Consider the following 19,007-nt stretch of genomic DNA (forward strand, 5'->3'; position numbering starts at 1 on the left):
TTAGGCGGAAAGTTGATGGAGTGGTCGTTCACGGTGCGGGAACAATTCCTGTTCCTTGACTTCGTCATTCTCGACGGGTCGCACACTTGGAATGCCATCGTGGCGACTGACGTCGACAGGCAATCCAAAGACATTGCTCAACACATCCGCATCGAAAACGGTGCCCGGTGAGCCGTCCGCAACCAGGCGGCCTTCCGATATGATAAGGGCTCTATTGCAAAAGCGGGCCGCGTGATTGAGATCATGAACGGCCATGAGCGCAATGCCACCGGCCCGCGCAAAATCGCGCACAAGGCGCATTGTCTCGACCTGGTAACGCAGGTCCAGCGCACTGGTTGGTTCATCGAGGAGCATCACGCGCGTTCCCTGCGCAAGTGCGCGCGCGATCATGACACGCTGCTGCTGGCCGCCGGAGAGTTCGTTGACATAGCGGTCCGCCAGATCTGACAGGCCAAGCTTGTCGATCGCCGACGTTGCAATTGCATGATCCTCATCACTGAAGCGGATACCCATGTAAGGGCTGCGCCCGAGCATCACCGCGTCGTAAACCCTCAGATCGAACGGGATTGGTGAAGACTGCGGAACATAGGCTATCCGCCTTGCCCGTTCGCGCCGCGAAAGCGCGAGCAGGTCCTCATCCCACAGCCTGACAGATCCCGCCGAAATTCCGGCTAGACCCAGAAGAGCTTTTGTCAAAGTCGATTTTCCCGATCCGTTCGGCCCAAGAAGTGCGCAGAAATCGCCCTGTTCAAGCTTGAACGATACGTCGTGCAGCACCTGCCTGCGGCGGTAATGCAGGCTCAGGCTTTCAACATTGAGGGTCATAACGTGTTCCTCTTGCGGAGAATAAGGTAGATGAACAGCGGTGCACCGACGAGTGCGACGACGATGCCAACTGGAATGACGCGGGGTGGAAGGATCGTCCTGCCTACTGTGTCGGCGAGCAGCAAAAGCGCACCGCCCGTCACCATTGAGAACGGAAACAGGAAACGATGGTCCGATCCGACAATGAGGCGGGCGATATGTGGACCAACCAGGCCGACAAAACCGACAACACCAATGAAGCTGACAACCAGGCTTGAGCCACTCACGGCAAGGAAGATCAGTGAAATCCTCAGGAGATTGACATTGACGCCGAGACTTTTCGCCGTGTCATCGCCCGCAAATGCAAGACTGTTTACCTCGCCTGCCTTGAGCTGAAAATATGGTGTCAGCACCAGGATTGTCACCGCCAGTACACCGACATGCGTCCAGCGCGCCTCGTTGACAGAACCAAACGTCCAACGCGTGATGGCCGCAAGGGCCTCATCATTGGCGATGTATTGCAGACCTGATGTCAATGCGCTGAAGATTGCTGTCAGTGCCGTTCCAAGGAGGATCAGAACTGTGATGTTCATCGATTTGGCCGTGGCAAGACCGAGAACAATCAGCGAGCAGGCCAGCGAAAAGGCGATGGCACTGAGACTGACCGTAATGCCGACACTGGTGCCATTGCTTTGCGCGACCAGAATGGCAACAGCAGCCCCAAAGGCCGCCGCAGGAGAGAGGCCGAGCGTATAGGGACTGACAAGCGGGTTGCGCAACAGTCCCTGCATCGCAGCGCCCGCCAGTGACAGGATGGCGCCGGCAAGGATTGCCAGGAGAACCCGCGGTAGCCTGAGGTATAGCAGAACATTTGCGATCCGCTCGTCGTCGCGTGGGAGATCGATGCCCCAGATCTTTGCGTAGGCGAGACGATAGAGCTCGCCAATCCCGTAGCTCGACGTCCCCGACAAGGTTGAATAAACGGCAAGGGTGATCAACAACACGATCGAGACAGCGATAAACAAAGCAGTCCGCCGGTGACGGCTGATGCTGTCGCGTGACAGCACCGCGCCCTTCTGGCGTGCAGAAGCGTAATTCATTGCCCCGCTGTCCCGGCCTTAACGAAATAAACCCCTTCATCGCCCTTGAACGGCACTCCCAGGAACTCCTCATCCCAGCGGCGCGCGACATCTTCCGGGCGGAAATCCTTGAATGCATCGGGATAGAGCCATGCTGCGACATAGAGCGATGTCAGAGTTTTGGCCTGTTGACCGAGATGATAGGCGTTGACGATATAGATGTCGTTGCTTTGAGACGCCTTGAGGTTGGGCCAACCCGGTCTTGCCTGAAGTTCTTTCCATTCGCCATCAAAGACGTCTTTTGCCGAGCCGGTATAATTGTTTCCGAACTCACGTATGATGAGGTCAGGGTCACGTGTCAGGATTTCCGCAGCATCGATGGGTGTCTTCCAGACTGTGCCCTGCGTATGTCCGCCCTGCCCGAAGACGACATCTTCAAATATGCTCCTACCGCCACCTTTGACGATCGCTTCATAAAAGCCAGAGCCCTTTGTTGGCGTTTGATAGGCGATCTCGTTTTCGTAATAGACCGTCCTGGGGGTCAAACCTGCGGTCCGCTTCTCAATTTCGGAGTAGATATCCTTACGGAAATCTAGAACCTTCTTCGCGCCGTCTTCGCGACCGAAGATAGCCCCGAAGAGTTCGACGTTTTCGTCGAAGCGATCATTGCGCCAGCCGCTAGCAACGACAACAGGAATGCCAAATGGGCTCAGTTGCCGGTTGAGTTCTTCCCATCCGCCATTCGCGTAGGAAATGACGACGTCAGGGTCTGTCTTGACGATCGCCTCGTAGTTGACCTGTCCCCACTCACCGACGTTATAGGTGCTATCCCATTTACCGCCCGCGAGCTTGTATTGTGCAACGTCCCGCCCGGTTACGCCGACGATCTTGTCGCGAGATCCGATCGCGGCAACAATATCGACGTTATAGCTGCCGATAATAACGGCTCGCGTGGCGGGCTTTTCGAGCTCGATCTTTCGTCCTGCTTCATCTGTTACCGTCAGGGCAGATGCTGGAAGAGCCCACATCGCCGCTGCCACTGCCGCACCGGCGACGAGGACCTTGCGACTACGTAAATAAAAAGCCGTTTTCATAAAACCTCCGAATAATCTACTATTTTAATAGACTATTCGGTGAGGCCGATGTTTCACAGCGACAGGATGCTCGAAATTGCGCCGGAACTAAAAAAATCTGCCAGAAGATACACCGAACTGTAAGACGAACAGGCCTCTAGATATTATTCGAGAGGCCCATCACCCCGACGACGCATCGACCAGCAGAATCAATCAAGAACCGAGTTTAGAAGCTCCGTATATAATATTGTTTTCTATACGGAATACCGATTCAATGTGGCAACATTGACAACACCTGCAGGAGCGCCGCCCGGTTTACCGAACAGATACCCTTGAGCCTGTGCGCAGCCCTCATCCACCACCATGCGATATTGGGCGTCGGTTTCAATTCCCTCCGCCGTAACAGGGAGATCGAGGCTTCGGCCGAGCCCGATCACGGCACGAACGATAGCGCGCGCGCTTTCGTCCTCACCCATTGCGGCGATGAAGCTGCGATCGATTTTGATTTTGTCGAACGGAAAACTCTGCAGGTTGCTGAGTGAGGAGTAGCCGGTTCCAAAATCGTCCATCACGACGCCGATGCCCAGGGTCTTCAGTTGCCGTAAGATAGCGAGTGTTACGTTGCGATCCTTCAAAAGCGCGGCTTCCGTCACTTCAATTTCGAGACGCTTTGGAGGCAGTCCTGTTTGAGCCAGGATGAGGCAAACCATCTGGCCGAGGTTCGCCATAGAAAACTGCAACGGAGAGACATTTACGGCGACTTTGAGATGCGAGGGCCAATGGGCTGCATGGGTACAGGCCTCGCGCAACACCCATTCACCGAGAGGAATGATGATCCCGGTTTCCTCGGCGATCGGAATGAACTTATCCGGCGCAATGACGCCGTGAACCGGATGATGCCACCGCACAAGCGCTTCGTAACCAACAACCTCGCCGCATTCGACAGACAGGATCGGCTGATAGTTCAAGATCAGCTCATTGCGGCTGATTGCCAGACGAAGATCTGTCTCGAGTTGTCTACGCTCACGCGCCTCCTTGTCCATCACCGGATCATAGAAGGCGAGAATGCCTCGACCGCCAAGTTTGGCCCGATAAAGCGCAAGATCAGCCGCATGCATGAGGCCCTCAATATCGTGGCCATCTTTGGGGAAGATCGCGATGCCGATGCTGACCCCGACGGCTGCAGGATCACCAGCTGTGTTCATCCTCTCGCCGAATGTCGTCAGGATCGTTTCGGCAAGCGCCTGTGCCTGTTCGGCTTTCGTGTTGCGCGTTGTCAGGATAACGAACTCGTCGCCACCGAGACGCACCACAAGATCACCAGGTCCTGCGCACTCCTTGAAGATGCCGGCGACTGTCTTGAGAATACGGTCACCTTCCGCATGGCCGAAAAGATCGTTTACGGCCTTGAACCGATCGAGGTCGAGCGTGAGTAGCGCAAACCCTTGTCCGTCTGCGCATTGCTGTATCTGAAGCTGAAGCTGCTGCTGGAACATTGTTCTGTTTGCGAGGCCCGTCAGAACATCGTGGCGCGCGAGATATTCGATCTCCCGCTGCGCCTCGCGATTTTCCGTGAGGTCGCGAATGGCAAGCACTTCGCTTGGGCGCCCACGATATTCGATCGTTCTGACTGCAAGCTCGAACACACGCGTTTTCCCGTCGACCAGCCTTGTCGCCTCAACCGGCGTCTGGCGTGACACATGCGCGGGAAGCCCGTCGATGACCTCCAGTAAGTCGTCAGGATTGGCACCAATCAGGCTTGCTTCTTCGCAGGCGAGCAGATCCGCAAAGCGCGGATTGAGCTCGACGATAAGACCGTTCTGCACAACAGCCAGCCCATCCAGCGAGGCGTTGACGAGACCTTTAAGATCGACAAGGTAGCGATCCACCAGGGCTGCAGCAGCGGTTGCCGAAAGAACGAGAAGTGTGACACCGACGATCGCTGTAATCAGAAGCATCCGGGCGAGATCGTCGGATTCTGGTCCAGGCACTGAAGGATCGGGTGCAAGAACCGTCGCAGACATGGCCGTGAAGTGCAGCGCGCAGATCGCGACGATTGCGAGACCCGCCGCCGTTGCAACACGTTTCCACGCACTGAACCGCCCGAAGAAATGGAGCGATAGTGCAAAGCACAGCCATGCGACAACTAGGCCACCGGCAATCTCGTCCCAGCGATAGCTGACGGTCGCTGCGACATCCATGCCAGCCATGCCAACAAAGTGCATGACGGCGACAGAGACGGTAATGGCCGATGCAGCAAGGAGAGTGCCGTACTTCGCCATAGGAAGCGCACTCAGCGCCAGCCAGAAGCCAGCAATGGCAACGACAGCCGAAAGTGACGTGAAGTGGAGATCGAAACCGATCGGCACAGAGCCTTTATAGGCAAGCATCGCAACGAAATGTGTTGCCCAGACCGACAATCCGCCAACAAAAGCGGCAACAAAGACCCAATAATGTTTACGGCCCGCCGGGCTTTCTTCCGCACGCAATAGAAGATGAAAAAACGCAAGCATTCCAAAAAGACATATGAGTGCAGCAAGGAGCACGATCGTATGATCGTGCTGGATAACCACGCACTCTAAAACTGTGAACATGCCGTCTGCCCCCGCAATGAATGACGCCCACAACCGACTATAGTATTTTCTTTATTTATAAATCTCTAATATAAATTTCCAACTAGCAGACCATCATATTACGTTTTGGGACAGGTTTATTTCAAGCGCGAAGATGCGAGACAGCTTTGTCTCGGACCTGGCACACAAGTCCAGACTACGCAGAACAGGAAAAGAGGCAGAGCCCACCTTTGGGCACTGCCTCTTGTGTAACGCATAATCTTGTCGGGACGCGTCGTTTCAGAACTTCACGCTCGCCGTCAGGCTGACGTTGAATGGCTCTCCGACTGAATTGGCATAGTTGGTCGAACCGATCGATGACGTGTAATAGGTCTTGTCGAAGAGGTTACGGAGATTGAGTTGCAACGTGACAGGTTTTTCGAGTTGAAGCGTGTACGTCGCAAAGGCATCGAACACCGCATATCCGGGCAAATAATAGGAGTTGTCGTTGATACCGGGACGAGAACCGACGCCCCGAATGCCACCACCAATTCGAAGTGTGTTGCCGTTCGGACCAACCTCACCAACGTCATACGCCAGGAAGAGTGACGCCGTGTGTCTCGCCACGTTCGGCAAACGCTTGCCGGCATAGGTCGCGTCTTCAAGAACAAGCGCGTCCGTATAGGCATAACTTGCGATGAGGTCGAGATCGTCTGTCAGACTGCCTGCAACATCAACCTCGATACCGCGGGATCGGACGAGACCCGCAGCCTTGACGGTCGAGATGCCGCCAATGTCTTCGGAATAGGCAACGTTACGCTTGCGGCTGTTGAACAAGGCAACATTTGCGTTCAAGCCGGTGAAGATGTCGAACTTGGCGCCAACTTCGTAGGAGATGCCCTCTTCCGGATCGAGGCTGCCATAATAGGCGCCGATGGAAGACTGTGGCCGAAACGTCTTGGCGACATTGGCATAAAGCGAAGCCGAAGGTGTGAGTTTGTAGACGAGCCCGGCGTTCGGAATGAGTTCACCGCCGTCGTTTTGCGTGTTGACCACAAATGGACGGCCCTTCCCGGCATAGATATCGTAGTACTGGTAGCGCAAGCCACCCACCGCTATCCACTGATCGCTCAGATGTAGCGCATCCTGCATGTAGATAGAGGCCGTCGAAAGCTGCTCAGTCTGGTCGCTGTCGGCTGCCCTGACGGTCGTGCAGACAGGTAACCTCCCATAGACGGGATTGTTGACATTGAAGTTCGTGGAGTTCGCACAACGCAGCATGTCTGTTCGCAGTGTGTCACTGTAGTCATAGGACGCACCGAACAACAGATCGTGCTGGAACCCGCCAATATCGGCTTCTCCGGTCAGATCAGCACGCAATGCATGATTATAGAGGGTAGAATATTGCGTGGCGTCTGCGCGACGCGTCACCTGCCCTGTACGGGCGTTGTAACCGACGACACGGGCCTGGTTGTCGGAATAAACGTTGCGGCTATAGGCATAGTCCAGTGAGACTTTCCAATCGTCGGAAAGCTGGCGATCGATCGCTACACTGGCAAGATCAGACTTGCCGTCGGTAATGTTATAGGCCTCGTCGAGCCTCAAACGCCGGCTGACATTGATGGGTTTTCCGGTCGTCAGGTCGAAGATCGTACCGCGGTCGAAAGGCACGCTATAGTCTTCATGCATGTAGGATACAGTTATGTCGGTACCTTCACCGCTCCATTTGAGCGAAGGCGCGATCAGCCAGTTTTCGCGGTCGCCAAAATTGCGCCAGTAATCGCTTTTCTCTCCCTGTCCGATGAGACGGTAGGAAAAATCTGTACCCTCGATTGGGCCTGTCACGTCAAATCCGCCCGATGTGCCGTATTTGCCCGCACCGTAGGCCGAAAACCGGGTGTAGGCCTCAGCACCGAAAGTCTCTTCCGGGGCTTTCGTCACGACATTGACCATGCCGCCAGGATCAAGGATGCCATAGAGGGTCGATGCCGGCCCCTTTAGAACTTCTACCCGCTCGACCGTGTCGTTGAAGGAATGCGGCAGTGCTGTTTTCAAACCGTTGACGAGGATGGAACCGTCACGATTGTCACCGAAACCTCGACGAATGACGGCATCCTGCGTGCCACCCAAGGTATTGGCCTGTGTGACACCGCTGACATTGGCGAGTGCGTCGTCCAGAGCGCGCGCTTGCTGATCACGCAGAACTTCATTCGTGACTACATTCACCGACTGGGGAATGTCGAGAATTGGAGTATCGGTCCGTGTCGCCGTGTTCGTCGTGATCGGCTGGTAGCCTCTGGCACCCTTTTTGACTTCTGCATCAACGGTGATCGTTTCGAGAACGGTCGATCCTGCCTCTGCGTTTTTTCTCTCTGCCCCATTGTCCTGAGCGAAAGCAGGAAACGCGGTGGTTGCCAAAAGGAATGCGAGGAGCGCCGTTGATCCCGGACGCCCTATCCCCAAGCCGTTATGCATCTGAATTGTCCCCGAATAGCTAGAATTCGTCATCCCGACGATGCGCCACCTCTTCAATTGATGAATGTAGTAGTCAACTTTAGATTTCCAGACCTGTCGTTGAAAGCAGCTAGATTGGAGCCGATTTTGTCAGGAAATGTTGCCGCAACAGCGCAAACACCCCGCGTTCCGGTCAATTTTCATGCTGCAAAAGACTTTTTGAATGTCGCCATACTTGACTACTACAGTCATAAATAATTCTGGTGCGTCAGGAACGCGCGGGACAGAATTTGAAAATCGAAACCGAGAAAGATATCGCTGGAAATCGGCTTCTGGGGGAATGCCTCGAGCTTGGTCATGGCGGCAAGCCCGTCGTGTTCGATCTGAATGTCGAGATCGCATCAAACCAATTCACGGTCCTGCTCGGTCCGAACGGCTCGGGAAAATCGACGTTGCTCGGCGCACTCGCGCGCTTGCATCGTCCAACATCCGGGCAGGTCGTGCTCGATGGCCGTGATATCTTCAGTTACCCAACCAGGGATGTCGCGAAGCGCTTGGGAATGCTGGCGCAACAGAACCACACGCCGGAAGGCATCTCGGTTTTCGATCTGGTTTCCCGTGGCCGTTATCCGCATCAGGGTTTCCTCAAACAATGGAGTGAGGCCGACGCAGAGGCTGTCAGCGAAGCGCTTGCCGTGACAGGTATCAATGATCTCGCCGAAAGGCCCGTCGATAGCCTTTCAGGCGGTCAACGCCAGCGTGCCTGGATTGCCATGGCCCTCGCACAACAAACCGATATCATCCTGCTCGACGAACCAACGACCTTTCTGGATCTGCACCATCAGATCGAGGTTCTGGATATGTTGAGTGATCTGGTGGCGCACCACAACCGCACGATCGTCGCGGTTTTGCATGACATCAATCTCGCCCTGCAATTCGCCGATCATCTGCTTTTCCTGAAGGAAGGACGTGTGAAGCATCGACTTGATGCTGTTACACAATGTAGCGCCGAGATCATTGCCGACGTTTTTGACACGCGTGTCATCGAGATGACGCATCCTGTGACCCATCGACCGGTGTTTTTGCCCTGCCCTGGACGGACGCATAAGACATGAGCGCGGGCAATCTGGATCGTGTGAGCAGCCTCCCATTAACGAGAGGCGCTGCGAGGACTGTCTCGGCCGGGCTAGGTCTTCTCGCAATCATCCTCATTGTTGTTGCCGCGCACGCTGCGACAGGGGCAAGGCCTGTAGCACCGCACGTTTTCCATGATCTCATCTTCGCCTACGACCCGAAAAACTTCGACCAGCAAATTCTGATACGCCTTCGACTGCCAAGGATTGTTGCGTGCCTGCTTGCAGGGGCGAGCCTCGGAGTGGCCGGCCTTATCTTGCAGACCGTGTTGCGAAACCCTCTGGGAGAACCGCATATTCTTGGGCTGAATGCCGGCGCAAGTCTCGCCGTTGTAGCCCTGAGCGCCAGTCCCTTTGCTTCAATCGGGGTCACCAGCGTCCAACCACTCGTCGCTGCGGGAGGTGCCGGGGCGGTTTTTGCGCTGGTCCTTGCTCTTTCGGCAGCAGGACAACGCGGCCTCACCCCGGCGAAACTTGTCTTTTGTGGCATCGCACTCTCCACACTCGCCGGGACGCTGACGTCGGCCATCCTCATCCTGAATGAAGAAACGCTGCAACAAACCCGGTTCTGGCTGGTTGGTGACGCCGCCGGAATAACGCTGCCGACCATTGTGAATGCCTTGCCTGTCGCTGTTATTGCACTTGTATTGGCAACAGCCCTCGCACCAAGACTTGATCTCCTGGCACTCGGAGAGAACGCGGCAACTGCACTTGGTGTGCCGGTGCGACTAACATGGTGTCTGGCACTGATCGCAACATCCCTCTTATGCGGCGTCGCAATTTCGCTGGTCGGGCCGATCGGCTTTATCGGCCTGGTGGTACCTCCGCTCATCTCACGTATTCGAACCGGCCGGCTGTTGTTCGCCATACCGCTTGCCGCATTGGGCGGAGCAACCTTGCTGATCGCCGCCGATCTTGCCGCCCGTCTTCTAATCGGTCCTCGGGAGTTGCCGACAGGCGCAATGACCGGCCTCGTCGGGGCACCGGTCTTTCTGTGGTTGGCGCGGGGACTGCTGAAATGACGTCTTACAGAACGATCAGAGCCTCCGGTTTTTCGTTGGTTATCGCTCCAAAGCGGCTGGCTTTGCTTCTAGCGCTTACGCTCCTGCTTTTTCTTGTTGCTCTCTGGAGCATTTCGTCGGGAACGAAACACATCCCGCTTGGAGAGATCTTCACTGCTCTTTTCACACCAGACGCGCAGTCATCGGCCGATGCAAATGTCGTTGTCGATTTTCGTTTGTCGCGTCTGACGCTTGCACTGGTATCTGGGGCAATGCTTGGTGTTGCAGGCGCCATCATGCAGTCCTTGACCAGGAATGGTTTGGCCGACCCTAGCCTGCTCGGGGTTCGAGAAGGCGCTGCCCTTTCTGTCCTCGTCTGCCTTTTCCTTGTGCCAAGCTTGCCAACCGCGCTTCGCCCCGTCGCGGGCGTCATCGGGGGGCTGACGAGCGCTGTAATCGTATTTGCGCTTTCAGGTGTTACGTCGCGGCTGAGATTTGTTTTAACCGGTATCGGCTTTTCCTGGTTTCTTTCCGCCCTTCTCCTCATCCTCATGGCTTCGCTTGATATACGAAGCTTGCAAAGCGCAATGATCTGGATGGCAGGAAACCTCCAAGGAGCGTCATGGGACGCAGTCTCGGTTCTGGCGGTCATTCTTGTTGCAGCACTTGTCCTCATATGGGTGACGGCGCGTGCCGCCGATGCGCAGGCACTTGGTGATAGTGCTGCGGCAGCGCTCGGCATCAATTTGCGCTTTCTATCCAGCCTGCATTTCTCGCTTGCCGTCATTCTCACTGCGTCTTGCGTTTCTTATACCGGCAGCATCGGGTTTGTCGGGTTGATCGGTCCCCATATTGGCCGGTTTCTCATGCCCGGAGGCTCATTTCTCGGTATCACTGTTGGTGCAGGCCTCACCGGCGCTCTTCTGGTAAGCACTGCCGATACGATCGCTCGCACCGCCTTTTCACCCCTAGAGCTACCGACCGGGCTCGTGCTTTCTGCCGTCGGCGCTCCTACCCTCCTTCTCCTTCTCTGGCTCCATCGCCATCGCCTGTAGGTTAGCCATGCCCAAGATTTTCTATTCTCTGCTTTTCGTCACTGGCCTGATTTACGGCACGATTGCGGCCAAGGCCGAAGAACCGGCACGGATGTTTACGGATGACTTGGGGCGGTCTGTTTCAGTTCCGGCTCAGCCGAAACGCATCGTAACGCTGCACGACATTGACCTCACGATCCCGCTGATCGAACTTGGCGTAATCCCGGTCGGCAGCCACGGCCGCATGGGTGCAGACGGCAAACCCTATCTGAGATCCAGTGCGATTTTGACGGGGATAGATTTCGACAATAGTGACATCGCCTATATCGGCTCTATCAATGCCGATCTTGAAGCGATTGTCGCGCTCAAACCCGATCTTATCCTCACCGAACCCGATCGCCCGACGGCTATTGAAAAGCTAGAGAAAATCGCACCAACTGTTGCCATCGACAACACGAGGGACGGCGCGCCGCACATTTATAAGATGCTTGCGGATTTAACAGGAACTCAGCAGCGTCTTGCAGTACTCGACCGGCGTTACAGGGCGCAGATTGACGCATTGAAGGCCTCGGTCGACACGGACAAGATAACGGTCTCGGTCATGCAGCCGTTGAACGGCAAGATCAGCGTTTACCACACCTATCGGGCGCTCGGCCGAGTGTTGCGGGATGCGGGTTTCCGTTTCCCGGCGATTATCGATGCTATTCCCGAGGGGGATCGCCTTGAGATCAGCGCGGAACGTCTGCCAGAACTCGACGCAGATATCATCTTCGACCCCTACCGGTCGGATACCGGCGCATCTCCGAAAGAGGAAATCTCCATGATGGAAGCGGTGATGCCGGGATTTTGCGATTTCCTGGAGGCCTGCCGCAAGAGCCGATACATCTTACTGCCGCGAGAGGAGGCAATATCTAACTCCTATGCGGCACTCAGTCTGATGGTGTCGGCCGTACAATCGCATCTGACAATTCGGCCGGCCACGGCAAACTGAATACCCCGCCCCATGAAAAAGTCTTGCCTTGAGACTTTACGCGCTGGTAAGCCGGTCAAGACGTGCTGTACGCCCCTCTAGACGGACGGACCCATGCCATCAGGCGAAACAAACAGATCCAGACTGCTTCGCGTCGATCGTTTCGGCGAGCAATTGCGCAAACGCCGCGATCGGCTCTCACCGAGCCTTTTGGCAGTCGCCGAATACATTGACGGTCATCGCCACGCTATTCTCGGAAAATCTGCACTCGAGATTGGGTTTGAAACCGATACATCTGATGCGACCGTCATCCGTGCCATCCAGGCGCTGGGTTTTCAGGGGTTGGTTGATCTCAAGGAGACGCTCGAAGCGCATCTTGGCGTGACGGATTCGCCGGTAGAGAAGATGGCGGCAACAGCGAAGTCAATCTCTGGCAATTCCGATGCCGCGATCGACTTCGTTATAGAAAACCAGAAGAACACGCTGGAAATGCTGGCAAATGCAGACAACCGCGCTGCCATGGCAACAGCGGTTCGTCTGCTTTCGGAGGCTACCGGCATCGGCGTGCTGGGAATTGGAGCCTCGGGCATCATCGCCAGCTACTCTGCACGCCTTTTCCAGCGTGCAGGTTTTCGCTCTTATGCACTTAACGCGACCGGCATTGCGCTTGCCGAGCAACTGCTCAACATGGAAAACGGCCATGCCCTCATCATGCTCCTGCACGGCCGCCCTCATCGCGAAGCGCTAACCGCCATTACAGAAGCCAACCGGCTCGACATCCCGATCATCATGATGCTTGGACTGGAAGACAGCGTCCTAAGGCGCGATGCTGCAGCCTGCCTGTTCCTACCTCGCGCGAAGAACGAAGGCGTCGCACTACACGCACCTTCGCTCGTTGCGATGGAAACCTTGGCGCTCGCACTCTCAGCGGCAAGGCCAGAGCAAACCCTCGAGACTCTTGAGAGAATGGTCGAGCTCAGGACGTCGATTAGGCCTCATAAAAAAGTGTGATGTTGCAGGTGCGCGTGATGCACAAGTTTCATCACACCGCCGACCAAAATTCCACGCCGAACGCCTCAAATTGAACATCCTCCGATGGCCCTCACATGCCGTGATCGCCCGCACTCTCCGTAAGCGTAGAAAGCATTATTGACTGACGGTAACGATGACGTCATATCCACGTAAGATTTCGTTCGAATAGGAACCGTTAGGTGCACGTAGAACCCTTAGCTATAGATGCAGTGAAAAAGATCAGTCCCGCCAGATTTGGTGACAGCCGCGGCTACTTCAGCGAGGTTTTCAAGCGGGAATGGTTCCGCGAAAACGTAGCCGATGTAGAGTTCGTTCAGGACAATGAATCTTTGTCCTCAGAGGCGGGTACGGTACGTGGTCTCCATTTTCAACTGGAGCCGTTTGCTCAAGGCAAGCTTGTACGCTGCATACGTGGAAAGTTGCTGGATGTAGCTGTGGATATCAGGGTAGGCTCACCGACTTTCGGCAAATGGGTCGCAGCTGAGCTTACTCCCGAGAACGGAGAGCAGCTCTGGGTTCCAGCAGGGTTTGCTCATGGATTTATGACACTCGTCAGCGATACGATGATATCGTACAAGGTTACAGCTCCGTACAGCGCCGCACATGACCGCGGCCTCAAATGGGATGACCCGGCAATAGGGATCACGTGGCCGGAAATGGCTGGCTACGTCCTTTCAGACAAAGACGCTAAACAGCCAAAACTTGCCGAACTTCCACAATCCTTCATCTACGTGAATCCAGGACTTTAACAATGCGAGTTCTTGTCACCGGCGGCGCCGGTTTTATCGGTTCCGCACTTGTCCGCTATCTCGTAAGCGAGATCGGCGCGGATGTGCTGACAATCGACAAGTTGACCTACGCCGGAAATCTCGCATCTCTGAAGCCGATTGAAAACGCGCCAAATCATCGGTTTCTTCAAGCAGATATTTGCGACCGCGTCGCCATCAATGACGCTTTTGCAACATTCCAGCCAGACTACGTGATGCATCTTGCGGCCGAAAGCCACGTCGATCGATCGATAACCGGCGCCGCCGATTTCATCCAGACCAACATCAACGGCACCTTCACAATACTCGAGGCAGCCCGGCATTATTGGAATAGCCTTGCAGACGACGCCAAGCCGAACTTTCGAATGCTTCACGTTTCAACGGATGAAGTATATGGTTCGCTTGGAGACACCGGTCTATTCGAGGAAACAACGCCGTATGATCCGTCTTCCCCTTACTCAGCATCCAAGGCCGCAAGCGATCATCTGGCAACAGCATGGCAGCGGACTTACGGCTTACCGGTAGTCATTTCCAACTGCTCAAACAACTACGGACCATTCCACTTCCCCGAGAAGCTCATCCCCCTGATTATTCTCAACGCGTTGGAAGGTAAGCCTCTACCGGTCTATGGGAACGGTGCGAATATACGCGACTGGCTTTATGTCGAGGATCATGCGCGCGCCTTGTGGCTCATCGTTCAAAAGGGACTGCCGGGTGAAAAATACAATGTCGGCGGACGTAACGAACAGAAGAACATCGATGTAGTGAACTGCATCTGTTCTATTCTCGATGAGTTGCGCCCACAGTCGAAGCCATACTCTGAACTTATCAAATACGTCACAGATCGTCCTGGCCACGACGCGCGCTACGCCATTGACGCAACCAAGCTAGAGTCCGAACTCGGATGGAAGGCACAAGAGAATTTTGCGACCGGAATTCGTAAGACGGTCTCATGGTATCTTGAAAACGGTTGGTGGTGGCAACCACTACGCGAGGGCGTCTACTCGGGAGAGCGCCTCGGTGTTCTGACGAAAGGTTAAGCAGATGCGGCTTGCAGTGACCGGAAAGAATGGTCAGGTGGTGAGCGCCCTTCTCGCGCGCGCAAACATCGATCTACAAATCATAGCGCTCGGTCGACCGGAGCTTGATCTCTTGCATCCCGAAACGGTGTTGAGCGCACTGCATGACGCGAAGCCGGACGTTGTCGTATCGGCGGCGGCATATACAGCCGTCGACAAGGCCGAGAGCGAGCCCGATGTCGCGTTCGTAATCAACAGGGACGGCGCAAAGGCAGTTGCAGAAGCTGCGAAAAGTCTGGGTCTTCCTGTCATTCACCTCTCGACGGATTACGTATTCGATGGGGCGAAGGATGGAGCTTATCAGGAAAATGATCCAACCGGGCCGACCTCCGTCTACGGCCGCTCCAAGCTTGACGGTGAAACAGCGATTACAGAAAGTAACGCAAATCACGCCATCTTACGCACTGCTTGGGTGTACTCCCAATACGGCAATAACTTCGTTAAAACGATGCTTCGCCTTGCCGAAAGCCGAGACGAGATTAATGTAGTAGCGGACCAAATTGGTTGCCCAACTTGTGCCGATGACATAGCGCAGGCGATCATTGTAATCGCGAAAAGGCTCGTTGAAGACCCATCTTCAGACTTGCGCGGCGTTTTCCACCTTTCTGGATCGGGTGAAACGACCTGGGCAGATTTTGCAAAACAGATTTTCGCATTCTCCATGGCGGAAGGCGGAAAGCCGATGACCGTCAACGAGATCAAAACAGCACAGTACCCTACACCAGCCAAACGGCCAGCCAATTCACGGCTCGACTGTAGCAAGTTGGAAAAAACGTACGGAATAAAGCTGCCAGATTGGCAATCATCGACGCAGGCGGTTGTCACCGCTATTGCGCAAAGCAGAAAGGAAACGCCATGAAGGGTATTATTCTTGCTGGCGGCAGCGGTACTCGTTTGCACCCGATGACACTGGCGGTATCGAAGCAGATTTTGCCTGTTTACGACAAGCCGATGATCTATTACCCGCTTACAACATTGATGTTGGCCGGCATTCGCGAGATCCTCATTATCTCGACACCACACGACATGCCGCTGTTCCAAAACCTACTTAAAGATGGATCCCAATGGGGTCTTTCTATCGAGTACGCCGTACAACCAAGCCCAGACGGTCTCGCACAAGCGTATATGATAGGTGCTGACTTTATCAACGGCTCACCCTCTTGCCTGATCCTGGGTGACAACATCTACTATGGACACGGATTGCCGGAACTGCTTGAAGCCGGTACGAACGTGGTGGATGGCGCTACAGTGTTCGCGTATCATGTGAATGACCCAGAGCGCTATGGTGTTGTAGAATTCGATAACGAGATGCGTGCGCTCTCGATTGAAGAAAAGCCAGCAAAACCAAAATCAAATTGGGCGGTGACTGGTTTATATTTTTACGATGGCGATGTCGTCGACATTGCGGCCAATCTTAAACCGTCGGCTCGCGGTGAATTCGAGATCACTGACATAAACCGCATTTATCTCGAGCGAGGCAATTTAAAGGTCTCCATCATGGGCCGTGGCTACGCGTGGCTCGACACCGGCACCCCAGACAGCCTCTTGGAAGCCGGTGAATTTGTGCGAACTCTAGAAAAACGGCAGGGGTTCAAAATTGCATGCCCGGAAGAAATTGCTCTAAACAACGGATTCATCAGCATGGAGCGCTTTGCAGAGACCGCTGAAAAATTCGGCAAAAGTGACTATGGCGTCTATCTGCGCCGACTGGCCGAATGATTAGAAGCTCATTTCAAGCTAGCCTATTGCGGGTACTTGGTGCACGTCCCTGCACGGGACAGTGTTTTCAGACCTTCCCAAGCGGGTATGCAGAGCCTCATAGACTACTCCTTTACATGAATTGATCGAAACCCGCGAATAACTCAGCAACGCAGTGGTTTACCGAGGTATACATGGAATTCCAATGCAACGCGTAATGAATGTTCTTATCGAACCCGGCTTCTACAAAATCCTCATACAAACGGGAAAAAATATCACAGCAGTCGCGTTCATGGACATTGAAAACAGGAATCGCTGCTGCTTGCTCGACGTGGCAACCAGCGGCCTTCATTATTATATTCAGGTTAAAAAGCCGCTCAAAAATCTTAGTATCCAAGTTTTTGGAGACGAACAAAAATTTGACTCAGTAGAATTCGATTTCCTACCCGTATCGCAGACGTGTTTCCGATTAAAAATGTCTTTTGCTGGGATTTTCAGAAATAGAATTCAGAGTTTCGGCCCAGGTGAAAAGCTACTTTGTTTGGGCGGCTCTTCAGATGAAGTTGCTGCAATAGCATTTTCCAATGTCGACCACCGACATCTATATCTTTATGGTCTGGATAGCGAATCTATTACAGAGAACAACTGGGGTTGGGCAGACGTCGGTTTTGAGGCCGACATTAGTCAACGATCAGCCGGTAAATCCGATACCCGCACATGCATTTATCTTCACATACATTACCTGCAAACTTGGCCAGAGATACGAGCCATTTTGTCAGCGAATACTTCCGGCATGGACCTCATCATAACGACAACAGTAAATGACGAAGATTTTTACGCCGATGTCCATGAAAGCTTTCCAAATGCACGAGTGATCCTGATAGAGAACAGGGGCCGCGATATAGGGCCGTTTGTGGAACTTCTGAAACAAGGAGTTTTCAAGCAGTACGATGCCGTTTGTAAAATTCATGGCAAACTATCGCTCAAAGATGGGAGAGAAACGGTATCCGGCCAACGGATTCGCCGCTATTCTCTCGCGTGCTTGCTGGCTGACGGCGCTGCTACGAATATCGCCACCATGTTTAAGGACAACCCCGACATCGGACTTGTAGGACCACAAAATCTTTTACTGCCCCCAAAAAATGAACCAGTAGAGCGGTACATCAAGCATGAGCTAGGTTCGATGAAACGGGTATTGACTTTAGCCGGGGTTAAGTTTGATCCTCAGAATATCCAATTCTTTGTAGGCACGATGTTTTGGTTTCGTCCCGACGCATTGGATTTGTTAAATCGCACGAACCTTCGCATTATGGATTTTGACGCTGAAAACGGAGCTAAGCGGAACACGCTACAGCACGGGTTAGAGCGGCTATTTTGTGCTTTCGCACAAATAGCCGGATACAAAATCGCTGGCCTTCAACCTCAAGCCCAGCATGACGAAACTAACCCATTGGAAGAAAAATAAAATGAAGCCGTTGTCGTCATTCGACGTAACCGTTATCTCGGTCTGCTACAAAAGCGATAACGTCATTAATAACATGATTGCTTCGGTGCCAGTCACAGTGCCAATAGTCTTAGTCGACAATGGAAATACGAACGAATTTTCACAGCTACCATGCGATCGAACGATCTCAATTTTAAATCTGGATGAAAATATTGGTTTCGGCCGCGGCTGCAACGCCGGGGCTGCGTTGGCAAAAACGGACTGGTTGCTCTTCCTCAACCCGGACGCTCAACTGCAGGAAACGACATTGCAAGCCTTACTAGAGGCTGCATATCGTTATCCACGTGCAGCCGCATTCAATCCAAAAATTTCAAACAGTGACGGTAGCCCATATTTCAAGCGCCGATCGTGGCTTCTACCACGCAAAAAATATATGCGAAGTGGTTGGCCGTCTTCTGATACTGAAGTGCCGGTACTCAGTGGTGCGGCGATATTTGTCTCAAAGAAACTCTTTGAAACCATTGGAGGGTTCGACCCGAACATCTTCTTGTATCACGAAGATGACGATTTATCGCTTCGACTCGCGGGATTCGGGCCTCTAATGTTCATACACGATGCAGTCGTTTCGCATGCAAGTGGCCACTCGTCAGGCCGCTCTCCCGAAGTGGCGTACTTTAAAGCTTTCCATATGGCGCGTTCACGTATCTACACTGGTCGCAAGCATGGCAGACCCTTTCCAGTTACGTCGTCGATAATACAAGCCTTGGGTTTAATACTTTCACCCTCCGTTGTATTCTCTAAGCGCAGGCGGGCGAAAGCATTTGGTTTCATCAAAGGTATCCGGGCAGGAAGCAGCGAAGTCGTGTCCATTGAAACCTCATAGACAC

At 54.0% G+C, this 19,007-nt stretch carries 16 protein-coding genes; 11 read left to right on the plus strand and 5 right to left on the minus strand.

What is annotated here, in order from left to right:
* The 5 genes from HWX89_RS23505 to HWX89_RS23525 all read right to left on the minus strand — a co-directional run bounded on the left by HWX89_RS23505 (position 1) and on the right by HWX89_RS23525 (position 7,983).
* A complete protein-coding gene (locus HWX89_RS23505) occupies positions 1–825 on the minus strand; it encodes an ABC transporter ATP-binding protein (protein ID WP_138792731.1) in 825 nt (274 codons plus the stop codon).
* A complete protein-coding gene (locus HWX89_RS23510; RefSeq protein ID WP_138792732.1) occupies positions 822–1,904 on the minus strand; it encodes a FecCD family ABC transporter permease in 1,083 nt (360 codons plus the stop codon). Before HWX89_RS23510 ends, HWX89_RS23505 begins: the two co-directional genes overlap by 4 nt.
* The gene (locus HWX89_RS23515) at positions 1,901–2,977 is read right to left on the minus strand and encodes an ABC transporter substrate-binding protein (protein ID WP_138792733.1); all 1,077 of its coding nucleotides are present in this window, start codon (positions 2,975–2,977) and stop codon (positions 1,901–1,903) included. The genes HWX89_RS23510 and HWX89_RS23515 overlap by 4 nt, the downstream gene beginning before the upstream one ends.
* Before the next feature lie 233 nt (positions 2,978–3,210).
* The gene (locus HWX89_RS23520; RefSeq protein WP_138792734.1) at positions 3,211–5,550 is read right to left on the minus strand and encodes a bifunctional diguanylate cyclase/phosphodiesterase; all 2,340 of its coding nucleotides are present in this window, start codon (positions 5,548–5,550) and stop codon (positions 3,211–3,213) included.
* A 258-nt stretch (positions 5,551–5,808) separates the two neighbouring features.
* Complete coding sequence (locus tag HWX89_RS23525; protein ID WP_138792735.1) at positions 5,809–7,983, minus strand: TonB-dependent siderophore receptor; 2,175 nt, start codon at positions 7,981–7,983, stop codon at positions 5,809–5,811.
* Positions 7,984–8,252: 269 nt separating this feature from the next.
* On the opposite strand from HWX89_RS23525, the gene HWX89_RS23530 reads away from it, so the two are divergent.
* The 11 genes from HWX89_RS23530 (at position 8,253) to HWX89_RS23580 (ending at position 19,003) form a co-directional block, all read left to right on the plus strand.
* Complete coding sequence (locus tag HWX89_RS23530; protein WP_210271518.1) at positions 8,253–9,077, plus strand: ABC transporter ATP-binding protein; 825 nt, start codon at positions 8,253–8,255, stop codon at positions 9,075–9,077.
* Positions 9,074–10,117, plus strand: coding sequence for a FecCD family ABC transporter permease (locus tag HWX89_RS23535; protein ID WP_138792736.1), 1,044 nt, complete (start codon positions 9,074–9,076; stop codon positions 10,115–10,117). Before HWX89_RS23530 ends, HWX89_RS23535 begins: the two co-directional genes overlap by 4 nt.
* Positions 10,114–11,151, plus strand: coding sequence for a FecCD family ABC transporter permease (locus tag HWX89_RS23540; RefSeq protein WP_138792737.1), 1,038 nt, complete (start codon positions 10,114–10,116; stop codon positions 11,149–11,151). The genes HWX89_RS23535 and HWX89_RS23540 overlap by 4 nt, the downstream gene beginning before the upstream one ends.
* A 7-nt stretch (positions 11,152–11,158) precedes the next feature.
* Positions 11,159–12,121, plus strand: coding sequence for an ABC transporter substrate-binding protein (locus HWX89_RS23545; RefSeq protein ID WP_138792738.1), 963 nt, complete (start codon positions 11,159–11,161; stop codon positions 12,119–12,121).
* A gap of 93 nt (positions 12,122–12,214) precedes the next feature.
* Positions 12,215–13,111: a MurR/RpiR family transcriptional regulator gene (locus tag HWX89_RS23550; protein WP_138792739.1), complete on the plus strand. Its 897-nt coding sequence runs from the start codon at positions 12,215–12,217 to the stop codon at positions 13,109–13,111.
* A gap of 200 nt (positions 13,112–13,311) precedes the next feature.
* Complete coding sequence (gene rfbC / locus HWX89_RS23555) at positions 13,312–13,881, plus strand: dTDP-4-dehydrorhamnose 3,5-epimerase (protein WP_138792740.1); 570 nt, start codon at positions 13,312–13,314, stop codon at positions 13,879–13,881.
* Positions 13,882–13,883: 2 nt separating this feature from the next.
* A complete protein-coding gene (gene rfbB, locus HWX89_RS23560; RefSeq protein WP_138792741.1) occupies positions 13,884–14,939 on the plus strand; it encodes a dTDP-glucose 4,6-dehydratase in 1,056 nt (351 codons plus the stop codon).
* Between the two features lie 4 nt (positions 14,940–14,943).
* Entirely contained in the window at positions 14,944–15,837 is an 894-nt protein-coding gene (gene rfbD, locus HWX89_RS23565; RefSeq protein ID WP_138792742.1) for a dTDP-4-dehydrorhamnose reductase, read from the plus strand.
* Positions 15,834–16,697: a glucose-1-phosphate thymidylyltransferase RfbA gene (gene rfbA / locus HWX89_RS23570; RefSeq protein WP_138792743.1), complete on the plus strand. Its 864-nt coding sequence runs from the start codon at positions 15,834–15,836 to the stop codon at positions 16,695–16,697. The genes rfbD and rfbA overlap by 4 nt, the downstream gene beginning before the upstream one ends.
* Positions 16,698–16,881: 184 nt before the next feature.
* Entirely contained in the window at positions 16,882–18,141 is a 1,260-nt protein-coding gene (locus HWX89_RS23575; protein WP_138792744.1) for a rhamnan synthesis F family protein, read from the plus strand.
* Positions 18,110–19,003, plus strand: a complete 894-nt coding sequence (locus HWX89_RS23580) for a glycosyltransferase family 2 protein (protein ID WP_246705265.1) — start codon at positions 18,110–18,112, stop codon at positions 19,001–19,003. Before HWX89_RS23575 ends, HWX89_RS23580 begins: the two co-directional genes overlap by 32 nt.
* The last annotated feature ends 4 nt before the right edge of the window (positions 19,004–19,007 follow it).

The sequence above is a fragment of the Rhizobium sp. RM genome (genome assembly GCF_013390595.1).
Classification (GTDB): domain Bacteria; phylum Pseudomonadota; class Alphaproteobacteria; order Rhizobiales; family Rhizobiaceae; genus Agrobacterium.

Excerpts from the sequence above, each read along its gene's own strand:
- HWX89_RS23505 (WP_138792731.1), bottom strand. The coding sequence starts at position 825 with ATGACCCTCAATGTTGAAAGCCTGAGCCTGCATTACCGCCGCAGGCAG.
- HWX89_RS23510 (WP_138792732.1), bottom strand. The coding sequence starts at position 1,904 with ATGAATTACGCTTCTGCACGCCAGAAGGGCGCGGTGCTGTCACGCGAC.
- HWX89_RS23515 (WP_138792733.1), bottom strand. The coding sequence starts at position 2,977 with ATGAAAACGGCTTTTTATTTACGTAGTCGCAAGGTCCTCGTCGCCGGT.
- HWX89_RS23520 (WP_138792734.1), bottom strand. The coding sequence starts at position 5,550 with ATGTTCACAGTTTTAGAGTGCGTGGTTATCCAGCACGATCATACGATC.
- HWX89_RS23525 (WP_138792735.1), bottom strand. The coding sequence starts at position 7,983 with ATGCATAACGGCTTGGGGATAGGGCGTCCGGGATCAACGGCGCTCCTC.
- HWX89_RS23535 (WP_138792736.1), top strand. The coding sequence starts at position 9,074 with ATGAGCGCGGGCAATCTGGATCGTGTGAGCAGCCTCCCATTAACGAGA.
- HWX89_RS23540 (WP_138792737.1), top strand. The coding sequence starts at position 10,114 with ATGACGTCTTACAGAACGATCAGAGCCTCCGGTTTTTCGTTGGTTATC.
- HWX89_RS23545 (WP_138792738.1), top strand. The coding sequence starts at position 11,159 with ATGCCCAAGATTTTCTATTCTCTGCTTTTCGTCACTGGCCTGATTTAC.
- HWX89_RS23550 (WP_138792739.1), top strand. The coding sequence starts at position 12,215 with ATGCCATCAGGCGAAACAAACAGATCCAGACTGCTTCGCGTCGATCGT.
- rfbB (WP_138792741.1), top strand. The coding sequence starts at position 13,884 with ATGCGAGTTCTTGTCACCGGCGGCGCCGGTTTTATCGGTTCCGCACTT.
- rfbD (WP_138792742.1), top strand. The coding sequence starts at position 14,944 with ATGCGGCTTGCAGTGACCGGAAAGAATGGTCAGGTGGTGAGCGCCCTT.
- rfbA (WP_138792743.1), top strand. The coding sequence starts at position 15,834 with ATGAAGGGTATTATTCTTGCTGGCGGCAGCGGTACTCGTTTGCACCCG.
- HWX89_RS23575 (WP_138792744.1), top strand. The coding sequence starts at position 16,882 with ATGCAACGCGTAATGAATGTTCTTATCGAACCCGGCTTCTACAAAATC.
- HWX89_RS23580 (WP_246705265.1), top strand. The coding sequence starts at position 18,110 with ATGACGAAACTAACCCATTGGAAGAAAAATAAAATGAAGCCGTTGTCG.